The following is a 16,063-nucleotide window of genomic DNA, read 5'->3' as shown; positions in this document are numbered from 1 at the left end:
TATAAAAAAGGAAAATAAAATGAAAAGAATATTAATTACATTAGCTTGCGTTGTGTTTAGTTCTACATTATTTGCTAAAGATAGATTAGAAATTTACGAAGATTACGATCTAGGTACCGAAATTATGGTAATCACTACCGTTAAAGTGGACCCTAATATGTCTGATGTATATTTGGCCGGTCTGAGTGGAAGTTGGGTTAAAGCGGTTAAAATTGAAAAAGAGCTAGGCTTTATCAAAGACTGGAAAATCTATGCTAGTGACTTGCCCGTGAGTGGTGATTTTAATATGTTATTAGTAGTGACTATGGCTAATGGCGCAGACATAGAGCCTAACAAAAAGAAGTATGAAGCGTTCATGAAGAAGTGGAGTGAGGCGGATCAAAAAATGTCTAACGAAATTTCAGCAAAATACCCTGAAGTGAGGACGTTAACGGGTGAATATCGCATGCGTGAGATCATGATGAAATAATTAATAAAGCGCTTTTTTGCGGAGAAGCTAAAGGGCGCTGAATTAAAAATCAAGGCCAATGGCAACTAACGCCGATGAGTTTAAATGGCCAACGTTTAGAGCTTTATCTGATCCAGCGCTTTGACTATATTTATATCCCACTGGAACTTTTGGTAGAAGAACTCGAGTATATTTGCTGTAAATTCAATTTTTTTGTTGCGATCTCAATCCCTATAATGTTTTGCGAGTTCGATACGAGTGATATTTAAATTAGGTTTTAATGCGATTGTCTGTTTTAAACTTGCCGCCGTCTCAACATATCTGCCCGATAGTAACAAATTTCTTCCAAGGTTATGGCATAGGATATTTAGAATGGATAGCTAAAGCATGTTGATAACACTTGATTACTATCGACAATGAATATCCTTTGTGTCAGTGCTAACGTCACTGTTAATAAAAATGATGAGAAAGATTTTTTATTTTACGTATTTTTAATCATTCATGGCCACCACATAATCTTATGCACTCACGTTATCAACTCGTGCGGCATAAGAGGCAGCACAGCGGTATTAAGCGGTTAAATTGAATAATAAATATCTAAGTAGTTTTTCACATATTGGTATTTCAGTTACGGATGTAGACGCTGAAGCTTAATTTTATATTGAAGTATAAAAACGGTTTATAACCTCATTTAAAAAAAATGATTGACGCATTTAAAGCCAATAGCCTAACGGATTACAAATTTTAGGTTAAGTTTACTCACTGATTAATATCGAAGGTTATTGGCATTGGCACCCATTAAAGGTGATGACTTAGCAGACCTAGATTAAAATAGAAAGACCACCTAAAATGGTGGTCTTTTTCATTATCTAATCTGTAATAAATTATACGCTCGCTCACACAAAGTTATCCATGAACCTTAAATCCCCTCACATTCCTATAGTGTATAAATACGCTTTATTTATAAGCACCATCTGCATAAGTCAACTCATAACTGTGGCTGTAAATTTCCAAAATATTACCAAAAGGGTCTTCCATGTAAATCATACGATATGGTTTTTCACCTGGATAATAGTAACGAGGAGCCTTCATACGCTTTTTACCACCCGCAGCAACAATCTTCTCTGCTAGTCCTTCTACATCGGGGTCTTGTATGCAGAAATGGAAGATACCCGTTTTCCAATATTCGAAGTTGTTTTCTGGGTTCTGTTGGTTTTTAAATTCAAAAAGTTCAACACCAATACGGTCACCCGTTGATAGATGAGCAATACGGAAGTGCTCCCAACCGGCACCAAATACGTCAGTACACATTTCACCGATTGCCGATCCATCTTCAACAATCTCCGTAGGCTCCATAATGATGTACCACCCTAGCGTTTCTGTATAAAACTTAACGGCGGCTTCTAAGTCTGGTACTGATATACCAATGTGGCTAAATGTACGAGGATAAACCATGTTATGACTTCCTTACTATTGGGTGGTTAGTTTCAATAAAGAAAGTATAGCTATTATTTTTTGTAGCGTTAAATTTTCAATTAGTATTATTTTAATAATTTTATATTATCAAAAACACTTGCGATGATGGGGGGGTCAATAAAAAAGCGACTAGTTAAGGTATTCTAATCGAGATCTGTAAATATCTACTGGGATAAATCTATCAACAAACTCATAAAATTATCTATTAATCGCACCTTATTTGATTATAGGATCTTAGCCTAAGCAGTGGCATATTTAGTCTGTTAAGATTTATTTTTGATAATTTAGCGGGTAAATCTGGAATGGTTTACACCCGAATTCAGATAATAACTGATGGTTATGCAATCGCTTGGTGGGGATACAGATTATCTGGCAGAGGCGTAATATGACTGCAGAGTCATTTATCACCAAATGAGCGAATTTCCACATCGGTTAAATAACGCCACTCCCCTGCTGCTACATCGGCACTCACAGCACCAATACTTTCACGATGAAGAGACAACACTTTATTACCAATAGCAGCAAACATACGCTTTACTTGATGAAACTTGCCTTCCGTTAAAGTCAGCAATACTTCTTGAGGTGTGATAATGAGCAAATGCGCCGGTAATGTCAGCTCTTGTTCCCCTTGCAAAGCAATGCCTTGTAAAAAAGACTCACAAGCATTTGCGGCTATCGGCTTAGCTAATTTAACCCGGTAAACTTTATGGCATTGTCCAGACGGAGATGTGATAGCAAATGTCCAACGACCATCATCGGTAATAAGCACTAATCCGGTTGTGTCGGCATCTAATCGTCCGGCAATGTGCAACTCAGATGGGCGTTCGACGTCAATTAACGAAAATAACGACGGATAGACACCATCGACATTCGAACAAAGAGTATTGGCTGGTTTATTGATTAACATATAACGAAAAGCTCGAGCTGCAAGCTTTTGACCGTTTAAGCTAACTTCATTATTTTCATGAACCTGAACAGCTTCATTCCTAACAACCACACCATTAACCAACACCTCACCACTATGAATTAGTTGGATCGCGTCATACCTTAATAACTCAGTACTTTTACAAATAAATCGATCAAGACGCATAAATAACCTTAACGTGGGATAATCATTTTTTATTGGCTACTTGAGGGGATTATGCCACAGACGTCAAGTGCTGTTTGTATTATTAGGGGTAATAGCAAACACATTACTCAAGTAAAAAAGCGTCAATAAATGTAACACCGACACTTAACGCAAACCCCATAAACATCATTGCAATAAAAAACCCTTTGTGAGAAAAATTGCTTCCTTTAAATACCAAGTACGATTTACTGATGGTGTTACCGAGTAAAATTAACAACAATAAATTCATTAAATCAATATCCTGTGGATTCATAGACCATTCGGTCATCACAGATACAAGAATGGCATGAGCTTCAAAAAATGACACAAGCAAAGTACTGATCTCTCGCGAGAGACCAAGTTCACTGCCTATAAAATGCATGGCGTAAACAAGTCCGAGGATAAAAATAGATAGCTTAGCAACATTTTTCCAATTTATCGGATGATCAATTAATAGCTCAATATCAACTGTAGGTTGTCCTGATTGCTTGCTTAAAAAAAGTAAATTGGATTGAATCTGCACATATATAATCGCCGTAATAAAAAACAATAATTGCGTGACAAAGGGGATATAAAAAGTAAAAGGTAATTGATCTGCCAAAAAAAAGATAATAAATAGGCATTCCAGTAACATAGAACATAAGGCAAACAACAATGTCAGTAGCAAGTCACGTTCACTTGTTGTTGCAAATTTTTTATCATTCAATATTTGTAAAAAAACTGCCGTGCTGGAAATAAATCCCCCCAGAAAGCCCTGTAACTGGAAGCGACTTCGCTTTGCTAGTAAGTGAAAACTAAAAAAGCTGAATAACTCTAGACAGGCAACTAAAGGAACAATTTTTAATAGCGGAACGTAGGCCGCCACCACAAACAAAGCCGCCAACATGGTCATGTCAAACCATATATGTTTGTCTTTAAAATGATATGAGAGTGGTGTTTTATGTTCCATTGACAATATTTGCCCCTAAAACTAAGTATCATGGTGGACTAAGTCATAAATCATTCAGCTCTTTACACTGTTTTATCACGAAATTAACCACTACACTCCCTGTGATCGGCACCGAGATCTAATCAATATAACGTAATTATACATCAAGCCAACTTAAAAACGATTAAGTGGTTAAACAAGTGCTTGCCTGATTAATAATCCGAAGCTAATGTGACCCGGTATACTTTGCAACACAGCTTGGAGGGTAAGGTAATATTGAGGTCCAACGAGCGTCATCGGTAATAAGTACTAAGCCGGTAGTATCTGCATCTAACCGCCCAGCAATATGTCATTGTGATAATCGCTCAATATCCACTAAAGAAAAAAATGTCGAATATACGCCATCGACATTAGAACAAAGGGCATTAGCAGACTTATTGACCATTAATATCGAAAAGGCCGGCAGGTCAGCTTATTGCCATCCAATTTAATATGATTATTTTCATAAACTTGAGTTGCCCCATCTAATACCACAAGCTCATTAAAGCAGACCTTTGCTTGATGAATACAGCACACGCCTTGTTGCAAAGATAATTCAGCACTTTTACACCCAAATCGGTCAAGGCGCATCAACCTTTCCACGGTGAATAAAAAAATTGGCTCAAGGCTAATTTTCTGTCGCACATTTACCTTAACGCACTAATCTAAACTGAATCGACTAACGTATTAGTCTGCAAACCCAATCAAGACGTTGAAAAGCAATGCTACCACCTCAAGATACCTCAAGAATTATTGAAATGGCTTGGGAAGACCGAACCCCATTTGAAGCCATTGAACACCTTTACGGCTTAAGCGAGTCCAATGTGATCAAACTGATGCGCCTAGCGCTTAAACCTAATAGTTTTAAGTTATGGCGATCACGTGTCAGTGGCCGTAAAACCAAACACCTTAAATTACGTCCTCTAGGCATTGATAGAGGTTATTGTCCTACACAATACAAACCAAGACAAAAAAAGTAACCCGACTAACGAAGTAAAAAAGGAGATGAATCATCATCTCCTTTTTTGGTGCCAACCTAACCGGCTTTGAGCATGTCACTACAGGACATATTGAGTAATTGCCTACAGCGCCAAATACCTAATATCGACACAATTGCCGCCCCCGCAACAGGGGCTAATACCCACCATGGCCAATGCATATAAACCACCAGATCAAACACTTGGGTTTTTAACATAAACAAGGCAAACTCGGCCACAATCACCGCCAACAAGCCAGCAATAGCACCGAGTATGGCAAACTCAAATCCCGTTGAAGCGCGTAGCAGCCAACCGGAGGCGCCAAAAGTACGCAACACGGCGAGCTCTCGCTGCCGAGTCGCCATTCCCGCCTCCGTTTGCGCAACCAACACCAAAGCACTGGCCAGTAACACTAATACCAACACCAAAGACAACGACAATGACACTTGCTCAATGATTTGCCGTAACTGCCGAACAATCGCTCCGACATCGATAATCGATACCGTGGGGAATTGTTGAATTAACTGCAATACCACTTGATTTGCGCTAAGCAGGCTTCCATCGGCCGCCAATTGCGCATCATTTAGATGAAAGCTTGCCATAGAAGTATAAGCAAACGGCGCGAGTGCTTCAGGGGTGAAGATCATGAAGAAATTGGGTTGTAAGGTTTCCCAATGCACTTGCCTGATACTGGCAACCTTAACCGAAAATGATTGATTATCGATGAGGTAAGTTAGTGTATCCCCCATTACAATGCCGAGTCGATCTGCCACACCAGACTCGACCGACACATCATCGCCAGCGAGGTTAAATGCGCCTTCGAGTAAGGTATTATTCGGCGGTAAGGTTTCACGATAGGTTAAATTAAGTTCGCGTGAAATACCCACACGCCCTTCAACACCGTTCTCTGCCTGCTTACCTGAAATCAATTCCTCGTCGTTAATGTGAGTCAGTCGCCCACGAACCACAGGATAAATATCGGTTGCTTTAATATGATTGAGGGTTAAAAAGTCATCAAGTGGCTTAGCATCTTCTGGCGCTATATTGACTAAAAAGTAATTGGGGGCATTTTCAGGTAACTGTTTCTGCCATTCATTGAGTAAATCTTGGCGCAACGCTAATATGGTTAACAGCAATACCAGTGCACTGCTAAAACCAACCAACTGTACTGCGTTTTGCCGCGCACGACGACGAAGTCCGGCTAAAGCCAATTGAAAAGGATTAGTGGTTTTCATGCCAATGCCATGACCAAAGCGGATCATCACAAACCCCAGCACACTCAATAAGACTCCCAACAACATCACCGCGAGTACCACCGTCATGGTCAACGCTAAACTTCTTGAATATAAATAACCCAACAAGGCCATCGCAGCCAAGCTTAATAACAGATGCAACCACATGCCTAGCTGCAAGCCTTCTAATTGACGTTGCAATACCCTTAACGGCGGAATGGCCAATAAACGCATTAATGGATATGCGGAAAACATAAATGCGCTGATCAATCCCGTGCTAACCCCTAATAATATGGGGCGGAAATACGGGGGTGAGTAAGCGGCGATTTCGGCCGGTAAAAAAGCGGTAATCCCAAGGTCGAGCAATACCCCGCCCAGCAAACCAAGGACAATACCCAGTAGTGTGACTAACGACAAATGCAGTCCAAATAATACTCGAATTTGCTGACCCGAAGCACCAAAGGTTTTTAGCATGGCCACTACGTCATAATGACGCTGACAATAACGCTGGGCGGCTATGCCAATCGCGGCACACGCTAAAGCAATGCCGAGTAGACTGGCGAGCAACAGAAAGCGCTCAGCACGCTGCACTGCTGAGGCAATAGGAGAATCTCCCGATTGCACATCCACCCAGCGCTGGCTGTTATTCAGTAGAGGTTTGGCTTGCTGTTCAAACGCCACTAGTTGTTCAGCATTACCGGTAAATTGGTATAAATAAGTCACCCTGCTGCCCGGTTGGATAATGCCGGTTGCCGCCACATCATCTAAACGGATAAGTAACACCGGCGAGGAGGCAAACGGATTAAAGCCAGCATCAGGTAAACGGCTAATCTCTTCTGTAAGCGATAACTCACTATTGCCCAATTCAATGGTTTGTGGGAAGCCAAGCAAACCACCTAAACGGTTTTCATACCAAGCTTGACCCGTTTGTGGCAGTGCTCTAGTGATACCGTTACTCAGCTCTATATCGCCTTTTAACGGATAACCATCACCTACCGCTTTTACCGTGACTAACTGAAACTTATTGCCCGAATATACCATCGAGTTAAATTGCATGTTCGTGACGTGAGCCAGGCCTATTTTATCTGCCAGTGTCAGCAATTGTGGGTCAAGTTCAACCGGCGAATCAATAATACGATCGGCGGCAATAAAGTTAGCGGCTTCGCCATTAATGGCCACTTGTAAACGCTCACTCACCCGCGCAAGGCCCGTTACTGATAACACCGCTAACGTAATGGCCAATACAATAAGCATTAACTGCCCTTGAGCCAGTTCTCGTTTAAACAATCGCCACGCAATTTGCCATTCCATTAATTAACCTCCGCTAAAGGCTGTGAATGCTTATGTTCGGTCACACTGGTATCTAAATAGGGTTCTGACAAATGACCATTTTCCATCACTAATTGCCGAGCACAACGTTTGGCCAAATGTAAATCATGGGTCACCAGCACAAGCGTAGTATCACTCTCTTGATTGAGGGCAAATAACATATCAGCGATTTTATCACCGTTAACACTGTCTAAATTACCTGTCGGTTCATCTGCAAACAGGACTTTGGGTTCACAAATAAACGCCCGTGCGATGGCGACACGTTGCTGCTCCCCACCGGACAATTGTTTGGGTAAATGATTTAATCGATGAGATAAACCGACTCGGTCGAGCATCGATTGGGCTTTTTGGTTGGCATCTTTCACCCCAGCAAGCTCAGCAGGTAACATCACGTTTTCTAGGGCCGTTAACGTATCGACCAACATAAATGACTGAAAGATAAAACTGACTTTTTGTTTCCGTAGCGCAGCTTTTTGCTCTTCATTTAAGCCTGATAATGCTACGCCATCTAATACAATTTCACCTGAGGTAGGCGTATCTAACGCCGCAAGTAATCCCAATAGTGTCGACTTACCTGAACCTGATGGTCCCAAAATGGCTATACTGTCTCCTTGCTTGACTTCTATATTAATGCCGTTGAGGATAGTCAACTCTCCCTCTTGGGTCACGACAGTTTTATTGAGGTTAGTTACAGTAATGGCACTGATATTTCGATCGATATTATTAGACATACAATCCTTCTTATATTCGTCACTTAAACGCGTACTTACTAGCGTGCTTTTAGTGATAATGATGTGCGCACCAACCTATGCTGCCACGATTCTGATATTAGGTGATAGTTTAAGTGCAGGCTATGGTATGGCAGAAAACCAAGGCTGGGTACAATTACTCCGTGATGAACTGCCAAACGCCCACATTATTAACGGTTCGGTGAGTGGTGAAACCACCGCGGGTGGATTACGTAGACTCCCGAGTTTACTGGGGTCAAGCCAACCCGATCTAATTATAATTGCGTTAGGAGGCAATGATGGCCTGCGTGGTTTTCCACCCGATAAATTGAAATCAAATCTTACAAAAATCATTAACCTATCCCAGCAACATGGCGCCAAAGTCTTACTGACTGAAATCATGGTGCCACCCAATTACGGTCCCCGATATACCAGCTCTTTTACTCAGACTTACCATCAATTAGCCGAAGAATACGCGATTAAGCTGATACCGTTTTTTATGCAAGATATCGCCATCGATAAAACATTAATGCAACGCGACGGCATTCATCCTAATGAACAGGCTCAACCGATGATTACGCAGTGGATGTTACCTTGGATCACTCAGGCACTAGTAGAGTAAATCGCTCAGTTTGTTTGACTTTAGCTCAAAATGTTAATTTTTTTTTAATAAAGTGATCGAAAGTCATTTTAATTTAAGCTCCAATGTTTAAAATGAGCACAGCTAGCACATTAGATAACCATGAATAATTAACAGTGAATAAATAACAATAAATAAATAACGATAAACTTTAGACAACAACTAAGGCAATAAGGAAATAATATGTCCGTCAGTCGTCAAAAAAAAGTATACTTGCCAACCGCAACACGTAAAAATCAATACATTACCATTGGTTTCCCGTTAACCGATGAATATCTTAACGCATACAGTAATTTAGAAAATTGTTACGATGAATTCAGTAAATTAGTTTATCAATTAGCTGAAAAGCAAGAATTGTACAACGTCCACGTTGTCACCACCGACAAATTACCTATGGTACGCTTCCACAACGAAGCCTATTGCTTAAACTCAGAAGAGCAATTACGTTTTTTCTATAATCCAGCCCATCATGAAGCAAACAGTTTGCACAGCGTTGCAGGTTTTCGAGCCAGAAAGCTCAGAATTGTATTTTTAGCCACAGGTAAAGATCTTCGTAGCCATTCAGCTGAATTCCATTCTCATGTGCAAAAATTTATTGCTGAGTTAAAACCGTTATTACCCGTCAAAGATGTACCGATTAAAGTGCGTGACCACCAGCATCTTTCATATGACTTTTTTGCAAAATCCAAGGGGCTCAAAGAAACATACGGCTATAAATTACGCGCAGTAGACAGCCGCTATCATCGTCGTCACTGCGAGCTACCAGACGATGTGAGCACGCTTAATTATGTCACCATTAACATTCCGGTTGAGCGTCGTATCAAAAAGCAATTGCTTGCAAATGATACAACTGATTTTTCAAGTCTGTATAAAAATTTATGCGATAAGTTTTTCAAAGCGACAAGCAGTAAGCAGTTAAATCGTGTTGCTGTTGTTGCTAACGGTAAGTTGCCACTTGTACGTAACAGTAAGTATGAGCAATTAACCAGCACCAACGAGTTTCAGATGATCGGGTTTGACCCTCACACTGAATCACCTGAACCTATTTGCCACTGGGATGCCAATAAGCTTGTAGATGCTTTCCGGTTTGTCATTGTAGCGGGTAAAAGTGATGAAACAGACGAAGGTTATGGCCGCTTCATGAACCAAGTAGAAGACGCTTTACGTCTCTTTACTAATGAGCTAGACATCGATAAAGAACATGCAGATGTTATTTTACGTTTTCATCAACACATCAGTTACAAAGCCTAATCATATTGAGGTTTTTCTAGCATAAAAAAACGACAGCATGAGCTGTCGTTTTTTGATCTATCCAATCACTCACAATGTAATGCTACACCGACTGGTTACGCTCAGCTAAACGATTCATCACGGTATTTACTGATAATGATGCACCATGGGCAATTTTATCAGCCAGCTTTTTCTTCATTTGATACTTTATTTTGATCACTTGATGGGTCTTAACTAAAGTTAAAATCACATCATCACTGGTAGATACTTCATCAATTAACCCTAAATCAATGGCTTGTTGTCCATACCAATGTTCGCCTGTTGCCACTTTGGCAATGTCCATATTGGGACGGTAACGGCCAACAAACTCTTTAAATAATACATGAGTTTCTTCGAGTTCTTGTTGGAACTTAGCTCTGCCTTCATCGGTATTCTCACCAAAAATGGTTAAGGTACGCTTAAAGTCACCGGCAGTGTGCTGCTCATAGTCAATATCATGCTTTTTAAGCAAGCGATTAAAGTTAGGAACCTGTGCCACTACGCCAATAGAACCGACAATCGCAAAAGGAGCGGCATACACCTTGTTTGCCACACACGCCATCATGTAACCCCCACTCGCCGCCACTTTATCCACGCAGATAGACAACAGAATATTAGCTTGACGCAAGCGATCTAATTGGCTTGAAGCTAGACCATATCCATGAACCATACCGCCACCACTTTCAACATTCACCAACACTTGGTCATCTTTATCAGCAATGGTTAGAATAGCGGTGACTTCTTCACGTAATGACGCGACTTCATTGGCATCAATACTGCCTTTAAAATCAATAACGAACACTTTGCCTTTGGTTAAAGCTTGTTTTTCAGCGGCTTTTTCGTCTGCTTTCACTTGCTTTTCATAGGCTTTAAATTGCTTTTTAGGCAGTAACTCTTCTTTTAACTGGTGCTTAAGTTGCAGCAGCTCATCTGAAATATCAGTCAGTCTTAACTCACCTTTATCAGATTTGTTTTTCATGCTGCTAGCCAGTACAAATATTACTACCGCTAAAATAGCGACAACAATTGTTACCGCTTTTGCTAAAAACAGGCCGTATTCATATAAAAATTCCAAATTTCGCTCCATACAGGGATGACAATCTGCGGTATTTTAACAGCAATAACCAATAAGTAGACAATAAAAAACCCAGCTAATTGCTGGGTTTTTTAAGATATTACATACTAATTAGTAAGCATTAGTTACAACTTTGGATCACATCACTATTATTCACAACAATCGTCGCTTGTCCTAAACCAGCTGTTTTTGCAAAACCTGCTACTTGAGACTGCATTTCAACAGTAGCTTGCATTGCCATACCATCTGTTGCAGGTGTCTCACCAGGACTCACAATCGAACTGTGATGACCTTTAGAAAAACGTACCGCACCAGAACCAGGCGTTGTTGTATCAACACAATCTAGGCTTAACGAAGCTATTAATGGTTCAGTACCCGACAATGGGAAACCTTCAACACTATTAGGTAAGGTTTGGTCTGGTAAATTACCAGCACCATCACCGACAATCTCGATCAGGTGCACAGGTAAACCGGTAGACGCTAATTTCTCACCATGGTTAATCGGGTCTGCTGAATCAATAGCCGTTTGCACTGCAAACGCAAAGGTAGGAATAAAGCCAGCATAAACCGCCTGCACTAATGCTGCGTATTCTGGGGTACCAGGCTCATAACCTGCTGTATTAGCCGCCGTCACAAGATCCATGAAAGTGCTAGAGGCAGTAATGTTACTAAACAACACTGGCCCAAACGCCGCAGATCCAGCAAAAGCACCCGCTAAACCACCCGATGGCGCCACTAACGATGCTGCATTAATTGCATAAGCGTTAGGTAAAGCATCACCCGTCATAGGATTAACTAATCCGGTACTCGCATAGGTTGAGAATGTGGTACCCACAATGCCTCCTAAACTCAAACCTTGAGCACTCATTTTAGATACATCAAATACTTGAGGTTGACTTGCCGCAGCGAGTTGTTGCGCCATTCCAGTCAATAATAATCTTAAACCTAAATGGTCTAAGGTTGCTTGACGGAAATTGTCACGTACTGTCAGTGTGCTTGAAATATTGACAAACACTAATGGGTTACCATTGGTAAACGCATCAGGTGTACCCACTACCGGACCAAATGAAGGATCTGTAGCAGATATTTCATAAATGCCGTCTTTGTCTAAATCAAATGAGCGGGCACCGTGTAATGGCATATCTATCGCGATAGTGGCAACACCAGCAGCAGCGTAAGTGCCGGCATAAGCAAGCGCCATTTCTTTACCACCGCCTAAACCATGCAGTGCAATCGTTGTTGGCCAACCACTGGTTGGTGGTACAAACGTACCCCCTTGAGCAGCAGTAAATGCGGCAAGCTTAGCCGCATTGGGTAAGGTAATTTGAACGGCAACAGTTTCATAACCTTGGATAGCCGGAATAGGATTAAACTTAGTTAAATGTTTAGTGGTGTCAGCTGCAGTACCATCGTCAAGTTTCCACTGCTTACCTGCAAGCAGTGCTGGGTTGCTCAACGCTGCTTGAGGGTCAACACCGTTGTCAGATGCTTGGGCAAAATAATTAGCTTGGCTTAATGTACCGGCCTGTAGTGCTAATAATACTGATACCGGGCTGTCGCCTTGAGCAAACCAGCGACCATTGGGGGCTGTTGGGGCACCATCGATGATTGGAATAGTACAAGTTGCAGATGAACAATCACCGTAAATAGGCAGCTTAATTTTTGCGGTGTAAAGATCGGCCATGTCAGCAACAACATATGCTGCACCGTCTTCTACAGTTAATCCCGCAGCCTGAGCAACAGTGTATCCCGTTGGCGTTATCGCTTCTGCAAATGCAGGCATATAGGCTGGGTTAGACGCCATCAATAATTTAGTGGTTTCATACACATCAGCTACGGACTGAGTGGTAAATAAGCCTGAAAAACTAATCGACTCAGGGTCAACGCCATGTGTTGCAGCAACGCCTTTCTCATAACTGTTAACGAGATACTGGAGCATTTTTTGTTGTTCTGTTTCAAGCTGCTGAGTTTCAAAATCTAACTTTAACAGACCATATGTAGTAGACGGAGCAATACCACGGCCTAACGAATCTTGAATAAGATCGGTAGTCACGTAGATATAAGACTGGCCAGCTTTTAATGGTTTAAGCGGTACGATGGCAACTTTATTGCCTGATGCTTTTGATACAAAGTCAACGCCAAATTGAAGCTCTTCACCCACTTTACAGGCAGAAACTGAAGGTGCTGATTGACACTCAGCATCACTTGATAATGCTCCGCCCACCGTCGCTTCGAACATACGCACCGCACCCGGTTGAAACACAGAGGCTGCATCCAACGTTAACGCATTGCCCTGTAAATCATTAGCAAGTTCAACAGTAACCGTAATAGGTGAGCTAGTTGACCAGCCATCTAATGCACCTAATGCGATTTGAGGATCAGTATAGTTACCGCTGGCCTCGCCAGGGATAGATAATGTGCCATCGGTTGTGCCACTAAAAAGTAAATCGTTTGGTAATGGTACTAGGCTATTAGCAGGATCAAACTGCATATGTGAAACAGGCACTAACGGCTCAGCATTCGCTACGGCTTCGTTAAAACTGTCACCACCACATGCTGTTAAGCCAAGAGCAGATGTTATTGCAACACCCAAAATGAGTCTTTTCATCTTTTTTCCCCAAATCTTGTTTTAATAATTTTTTTTTCCCAAAAACTAGTCACAATAAGTCCAATCATGCGACCATAAGGACTTATGTTAGTCCTTAACTATTCTCAAGTTAACGTAAAATTATTGAGTTAGCTACAAGTTTGTTACATACGTATGACCTATTGGCATACAATTATTAATCATTTGTTTCAAACGGTCGTTTATTTTTTATCCGGTACTAGATTTGACGGGCGATTGCGCTAAGAGGAAATAATCAATCATGTTGGAATATCAAGCTGCAAAAGATTTACTCAATAACAAAACAATCTTAGTTACGGGCGCTGGAGACGGGATTGGTCGTGCAGCATCAATCGAATTTGCCAAACACGGCGCAACGGTAATTTTACTCGGTAAGACCGTCAAAAAACTCGAAAACGTATACGATGAAATTGTCAATGCGGGTTATCCAAAGCCTGCCATTGTGCCTTTAGATATGAAAGGCGCGACTGAACAGAATTATATTGATATGGCAGACACCATTGCTGAGCAGTTTGGTCATTTAGATGGTTTATTGCATAACGCATCTCAACTGGGAGCATTAGGCCCATTTGAGCATATTGATTTAACCTCTCTTGAAACCATTTTAAAGGTTAATGTCACGGCTCAAGCCATCATGACCAAGTCATTATTGCCTATAATGCGTAAAGCCGAGCATGCTTCAATTGTGTTTACTTCAAGCGGTGTTGGCCGTAAAGGTCGAGCTTATTGGGGACCTTATGCTTTTTCTAAATTTGCCACCGAAGGAATGATGCAAGTATTAGCCGATGAGTGTGATAACACTTCGGTACGAGTTAATAGTATTAATCCTGGCGCAACTCGCACTGAAATGCGGGCAAAGGCTTATCCTGGTGAAGATCCAAAAACCCTAAAAACAGCACAAGAAATTATGCCTAGTTATTTATTTTTGATGGGCAATGGCTCTATCGACACAAATGGCCAAGCGTTAAATGCTCAGTAAGTAATGCAGCGTCGAAAAAAAACGGAAGCAATTGCTTCCGTTTTAGTTTTAATTCTAATTTTTAATAACAGTCTCGTTTAGAAACTCATATTCTCGGTATTCTGGCTCACTAGCTTATCGCCAATACCTGTCACCATGGTTAACTGTTGTAAATCGGTGAATTTGCCATTTTTGGTTCGATAATCAACTATCGCTTTTGCTTTCGCTTGACCAATACCTTTGAGGGCTTGTAATTCCTCAACACTGGCATTATTGATATTGACCTTTTGCATATCAGTTGATTTTTTTTTAATCGCTTTTGTCATTTTCTGTGTAGGTTCTGCCATTGTTTTTGCCGTTTCTGCGGCGTAAGAATGACTGCTTAACTAATAAGGATAGGCCGCGCGAAGCCGCGTCCTTATCCCAAGTGTTGAACAAGCCCGAACACCTGAGAGTGACTCTTTATTATGTAAATAACAGCTCGAGAAAACGCGCTGTTTGATGTGATAGTTATCGTGCTAATTTTCTGTAGTCAGCAAGCTACCTTAGCCTCTCGGCTAATTGTTTTAACGCTATATTTTCAGTATCTTAAATTATCTCTCTTCATCGTATTCATTAAGCCATTATCCTTATTATTTTCCAGCGTTAGGTTATGAGCCGTAAGTTTGTCGGTCGTTTCACTATGCCCATAAAACGCATTGGTTGCTGACAGCAGGGGCAACTGCGCGTTGCTAACCTGCGCTTTATCTCGGGAATGATTGGAAACATTGCCCCTGCAACTGCTAGCATAAGCTGTATTTGTTGCCTGAGCTTTTTGGCATTGCCTCTGAGCAATCCATAGTCTCTTACTCGTCTTAATCCCTTCGGCAATACGTGTTGCAGTATTAACCAGAGAAATTCTGTGGCGGGTAGAGTACGGACTTTCTTCGATTTGTTTTGGCTGTCTTCATACTCGAAACCCACTTGACCCTCGACATGACTGACGATGCTTTTGTCGGGCAGTACACCACGATAAAGATAGCGTGATAGATACTGCAACGCAGGCAAGCCTTTGCCCACATGCTGGCAGTCTACCACCCACTTTTTGGGCAGTGAGGTTGGCAGTGTGAGATTTAGTTTTGCCAAATACTCCAGCAAGCGCGCACGCCAGACGTTGGCGATATTAAAGGCGTTGAACAGGTATTTGCCTTTGTTCTTTTTCCAGTGCTGTTGAGTTTTGTTAAAACTGCC

14 protein-coding genes are annotated in these 16,063 nt (G+C 41.3%); 5 read left to right on the top strand and 9 right to left on the bottom strand.

The genetic code is table 11. The annotated features are described in order from the left end of the window. Nucleotides 1–19: 19 nt before the first annotated feature. On the top strand, nucleotides 20–469 hold the full coding sequence (locus AAEZ00_RS18415; protein ID WP_101030352.1) for a hypothetical protein: 450 nt from the start codon (nucleotides 20–22) through the stop codon (nucleotides 467–469). A 936-nt stretch (nucleotides 470–1,405) separates the two neighbouring features. Here AAEZ00_RS18415 and AAEZ00_RS18410 read toward each other — a convergent pair. The 3 genes from AAEZ00_RS18410 to AAEZ00_RS18400 all read right to left on the bottom strand — a co-directional run bounded on the left by AAEZ00_RS18410 (nucleotide 1,406) and on the right by AAEZ00_RS18400 (nucleotide 3,981). Beyond that, nucleotides 1,406–1,903 carry a lactoylglutathione lyase family protein gene (locus tag AAEZ00_RS18410; protein WP_351074791.1) on the bottom strand — a complete coding sequence of 166 codons (498 nt, stop codon included), beginning with the start codon at nucleotides 1,901–1,903 and terminating at the stop codon, nucleotides 1,406–1,408. Between the two features lie 418 nt (nucleotides 1,904–2,321). Next, the gene (locus AAEZ00_RS18405) at nucleotides 2,322–3,014 is read right to left on the bottom strand and encodes a pseudouridine synthase (protein ID WP_351074793.1); all 693 of its coding nucleotides are present in this window, start codon (nucleotides 3,012–3,014) and stop codon (nucleotides 2,322–2,324) included. Between the two features lie 103 nt (nucleotides 3,015–3,117). Further along, nucleotides 3,118–3,981, bottom strand: coding sequence for a DUF4010 domain-containing protein (locus tag AAEZ00_RS18400; protein ID WP_351074795.1), 864 nt, complete (start codon nucleotides 3,979–3,981; stop codon nucleotides 3,118–3,120). A gap of 740 nt (nucleotides 3,982–4,721) precedes the next feature. Here AAEZ00_RS18400 and AAEZ00_RS18395 point away from each other — a divergent pair. Further along, complete coding sequence (locus AAEZ00_RS18395) at nucleotides 4,722–4,979, top strand: TIGR03643 family protein (protein WP_101030347.1); 258 nt, start codon at nucleotides 4,722–4,724, stop codon at nucleotides 4,977–4,979. A 56-nt stretch (nucleotides 4,980–5,035) separates the two neighbouring features. Here AAEZ00_RS18395 and AAEZ00_RS18390 read toward each other — a convergent pair whose 3' ends face one another. Next, on the bottom strand, nucleotides 5,036–7,519 hold the full coding sequence (locus AAEZ00_RS18390) for an ABC transporter permease (RefSeq protein WP_351089368.1): 2,484 nt from the start codon (nucleotides 7,517–7,519) through the stop codon (nucleotides 5,036–5,038). Next, complete coding sequence (locus AAEZ00_RS18385) at nucleotides 7,519–8,268, bottom strand: ABC transporter ATP-binding protein (protein ID WP_101030345.1); 750 nt, start codon at nucleotides 8,266–8,268, stop codon at nucleotides 7,519–7,521. Before AAEZ00_RS18385 ends, AAEZ00_RS18390 begins: the two co-directional genes overlap by 1 nt. Before the next feature lie 61 nt (nucleotides 8,269–8,329). Between AAEZ00_RS18385 and AAEZ00_RS18380 the strand changes: the two genes are divergently transcribed. Together AAEZ00_RS18380 and AAEZ00_RS18375 are read left to right on the top strand one after the other, a co-directional pair. After that, nucleotides 8,330–8,887, top strand: a complete 558-nt coding sequence (locus AAEZ00_RS18380) for an arylesterase (protein WP_351074889.1) — start codon at nucleotides 8,330–8,332, stop codon at nucleotides 8,885–8,887. Between the two features lie 201 nt (nucleotides 8,888–9,088). After that, nucleotides 9,089–10,156 (top strand): DUF3083 family protein, encoded by a 1,068-nt coding sequence (locus AAEZ00_RS18375; protein WP_351089366.1) that lies wholly within the window; start codon nucleotides 9,089–9,091, stop codon nucleotides 10,154–10,156. A gap of 82 nt (nucleotides 10,157–10,238) precedes the next feature. Here AAEZ00_RS18375 and sohB read toward each other — a convergent pair whose 3' ends face one another. Next, complete coding sequence (gene sohB, locus AAEZ00_RS18370; RefSeq protein ID WP_164839466.1) at nucleotides 10,239–11,249, bottom strand: protease SohB; 1,011 nt, start codon at nucleotides 11,247–11,249, stop codon at nucleotides 10,239–10,241. A 121-nt stretch (nucleotides 11,250–11,370) separates the two neighbouring features. Continuing rightward, nucleotides 11,371–13,857: a VolA/Pla-1 family phospholipase gene (locus AAEZ00_RS18365; RefSeq protein WP_124013366.1), complete on the bottom strand. Its 2,487-nt coding sequence runs from the start codon at nucleotides 13,855–13,857 to the stop codon at nucleotides 11,371–11,373. Nucleotides 13,858–14,116: 259 nt separating this feature from the next. On the opposite strand from AAEZ00_RS18365, the gene AAEZ00_RS18360 reads away from it, so the two are divergent. Further along, nucleotides 14,117–14,854, top strand: coding sequence for a YciK family oxidoreductase (locus AAEZ00_RS18360; protein WP_101030340.1), 738 nt, complete (start codon nucleotides 14,117–14,119; stop codon nucleotides 14,852–14,854). Between the two features lie 77 nt (nucleotides 14,855–14,931). Here the strand turns inward: AAEZ00_RS18360 and AAEZ00_RS18355 are convergent, their stop codons facing one another. Next, nucleotides 14,932–15,180 carry a ComEA family DNA-binding protein gene (locus AAEZ00_RS18355; RefSeq protein WP_502959337.1) on the bottom strand — a complete coding sequence of 83 codons (249 nt, stop codon included), beginning with the start codon at nucleotides 15,178–15,180 and terminating at the stop codon, nucleotides 14,932–14,934. Between the two features lie 298 nt (nucleotides 15,181–15,478). Next, a partial coding sequence (locus AAEZ00_RS18350) for an IS91 family transposase (RefSeq protein ID WP_351089363.1) occupies nucleotides 15,479–16,063 on the bottom strand: 585 nt, incomplete at its 5' end.

The organism is Shewanella sp. S1-49-MNA-CIBAN-0167, from assembly GCF_040310145.1.
GTDB classification, from domain to species: Bacteria; Pseudomonadota; Gammaproteobacteria; order Enterobacterales; family Shewanellaceae; genus Shewanella; species Shewanella psychromarinicola.
Note: the sequence above shows the minus strand (reverse complement) of the source record. Positions and strands in the feature narration are given on the sequence as shown.

What these genes read in the sequence shown, in the direction of transcription:
- AAEZ00_RS18415 (WP_101030352.1), top strand. Translation starts at nt 20, where the DNA reads ATGAAAAGAATATTAATTACATTAGCTTGCGTTGTGTTTAGTTCTACA.
- AAEZ00_RS18410 (WP_351074791.1), bottom strand. Translation starts at nt 1,903, where the DNA reads ATGGTTTATCCTCGTACATTTAGCCACATTGGTATATCAGTACCAGAC.
- AAEZ00_RS18405 (WP_351074793.1), bottom strand. Translation starts at nt 3,014, where the DNA reads ATGCGTCTTGATCGATTTATTTGTAAAAGTACTGAGTTATTAAGGTAT.
- AAEZ00_RS18400 (WP_351074795.1), bottom strand. Translation starts at nt 3,981, where the DNA reads ATGGAACATAAAACACCACTCTCATATCATTTTAAAGACAAACATATA.
- AAEZ00_RS18395 (WP_101030347.1), top strand. Translation starts at nt 4,722, where the DNA reads ATGCTACCACCTCAAGATACCTCAAGAATTATTGAAATGGCTTGGGAA.
- AAEZ00_RS18390 (WP_351089368.1), bottom strand. Translation starts at nt 7,519, where the DNA reads ATGGAATGGCAAATTGCGTGGCGATTGTTTAAACGAGAACTGGCTCAA.
- AAEZ00_RS18385 (WP_101030345.1), bottom strand. Translation starts at nt 8,268, where the DNA reads ATGTCTAATAATATCGATCGAAATATCAGTGCCATTACTGTAACTAAC.
- AAEZ00_RS18380 (WP_351074889.1), top strand. Translation starts at nt 8,330, where the DNA reads ATGTGCGCACCAACCTATGCTGCCACGATTCTGATATTAGGTGATAGT.
- AAEZ00_RS18375 (WP_351089366.1), top strand. Translation starts at nt 9,089, where the DNA reads ATGTCCGTCAGTCGTCAAAAAAAAGTATACTTGCCAACCGCAACACGT.
- AAEZ00_RS18365 (WP_124013366.1), bottom strand. Translation starts at nt 13,857, where the DNA reads ATGAAAAGACTCATTTTGGGTGTTGCAATAACATCTGCTCTTGGCTTA.
- AAEZ00_RS18360 (WP_101030340.1), top strand. Translation starts at nt 14,117, where the DNA reads ATGTTGGAATATCAAGCTGCAAAAGATTTACTCAATAACAAAACAATC.
- AAEZ00_RS18355 (WP_502959337.1), bottom strand. Translation starts at nt 15,180, where the DNA reads ATGGCAGAACCTACACAGAAAATGACAAAAGCGATTAAAAAAAAATCA.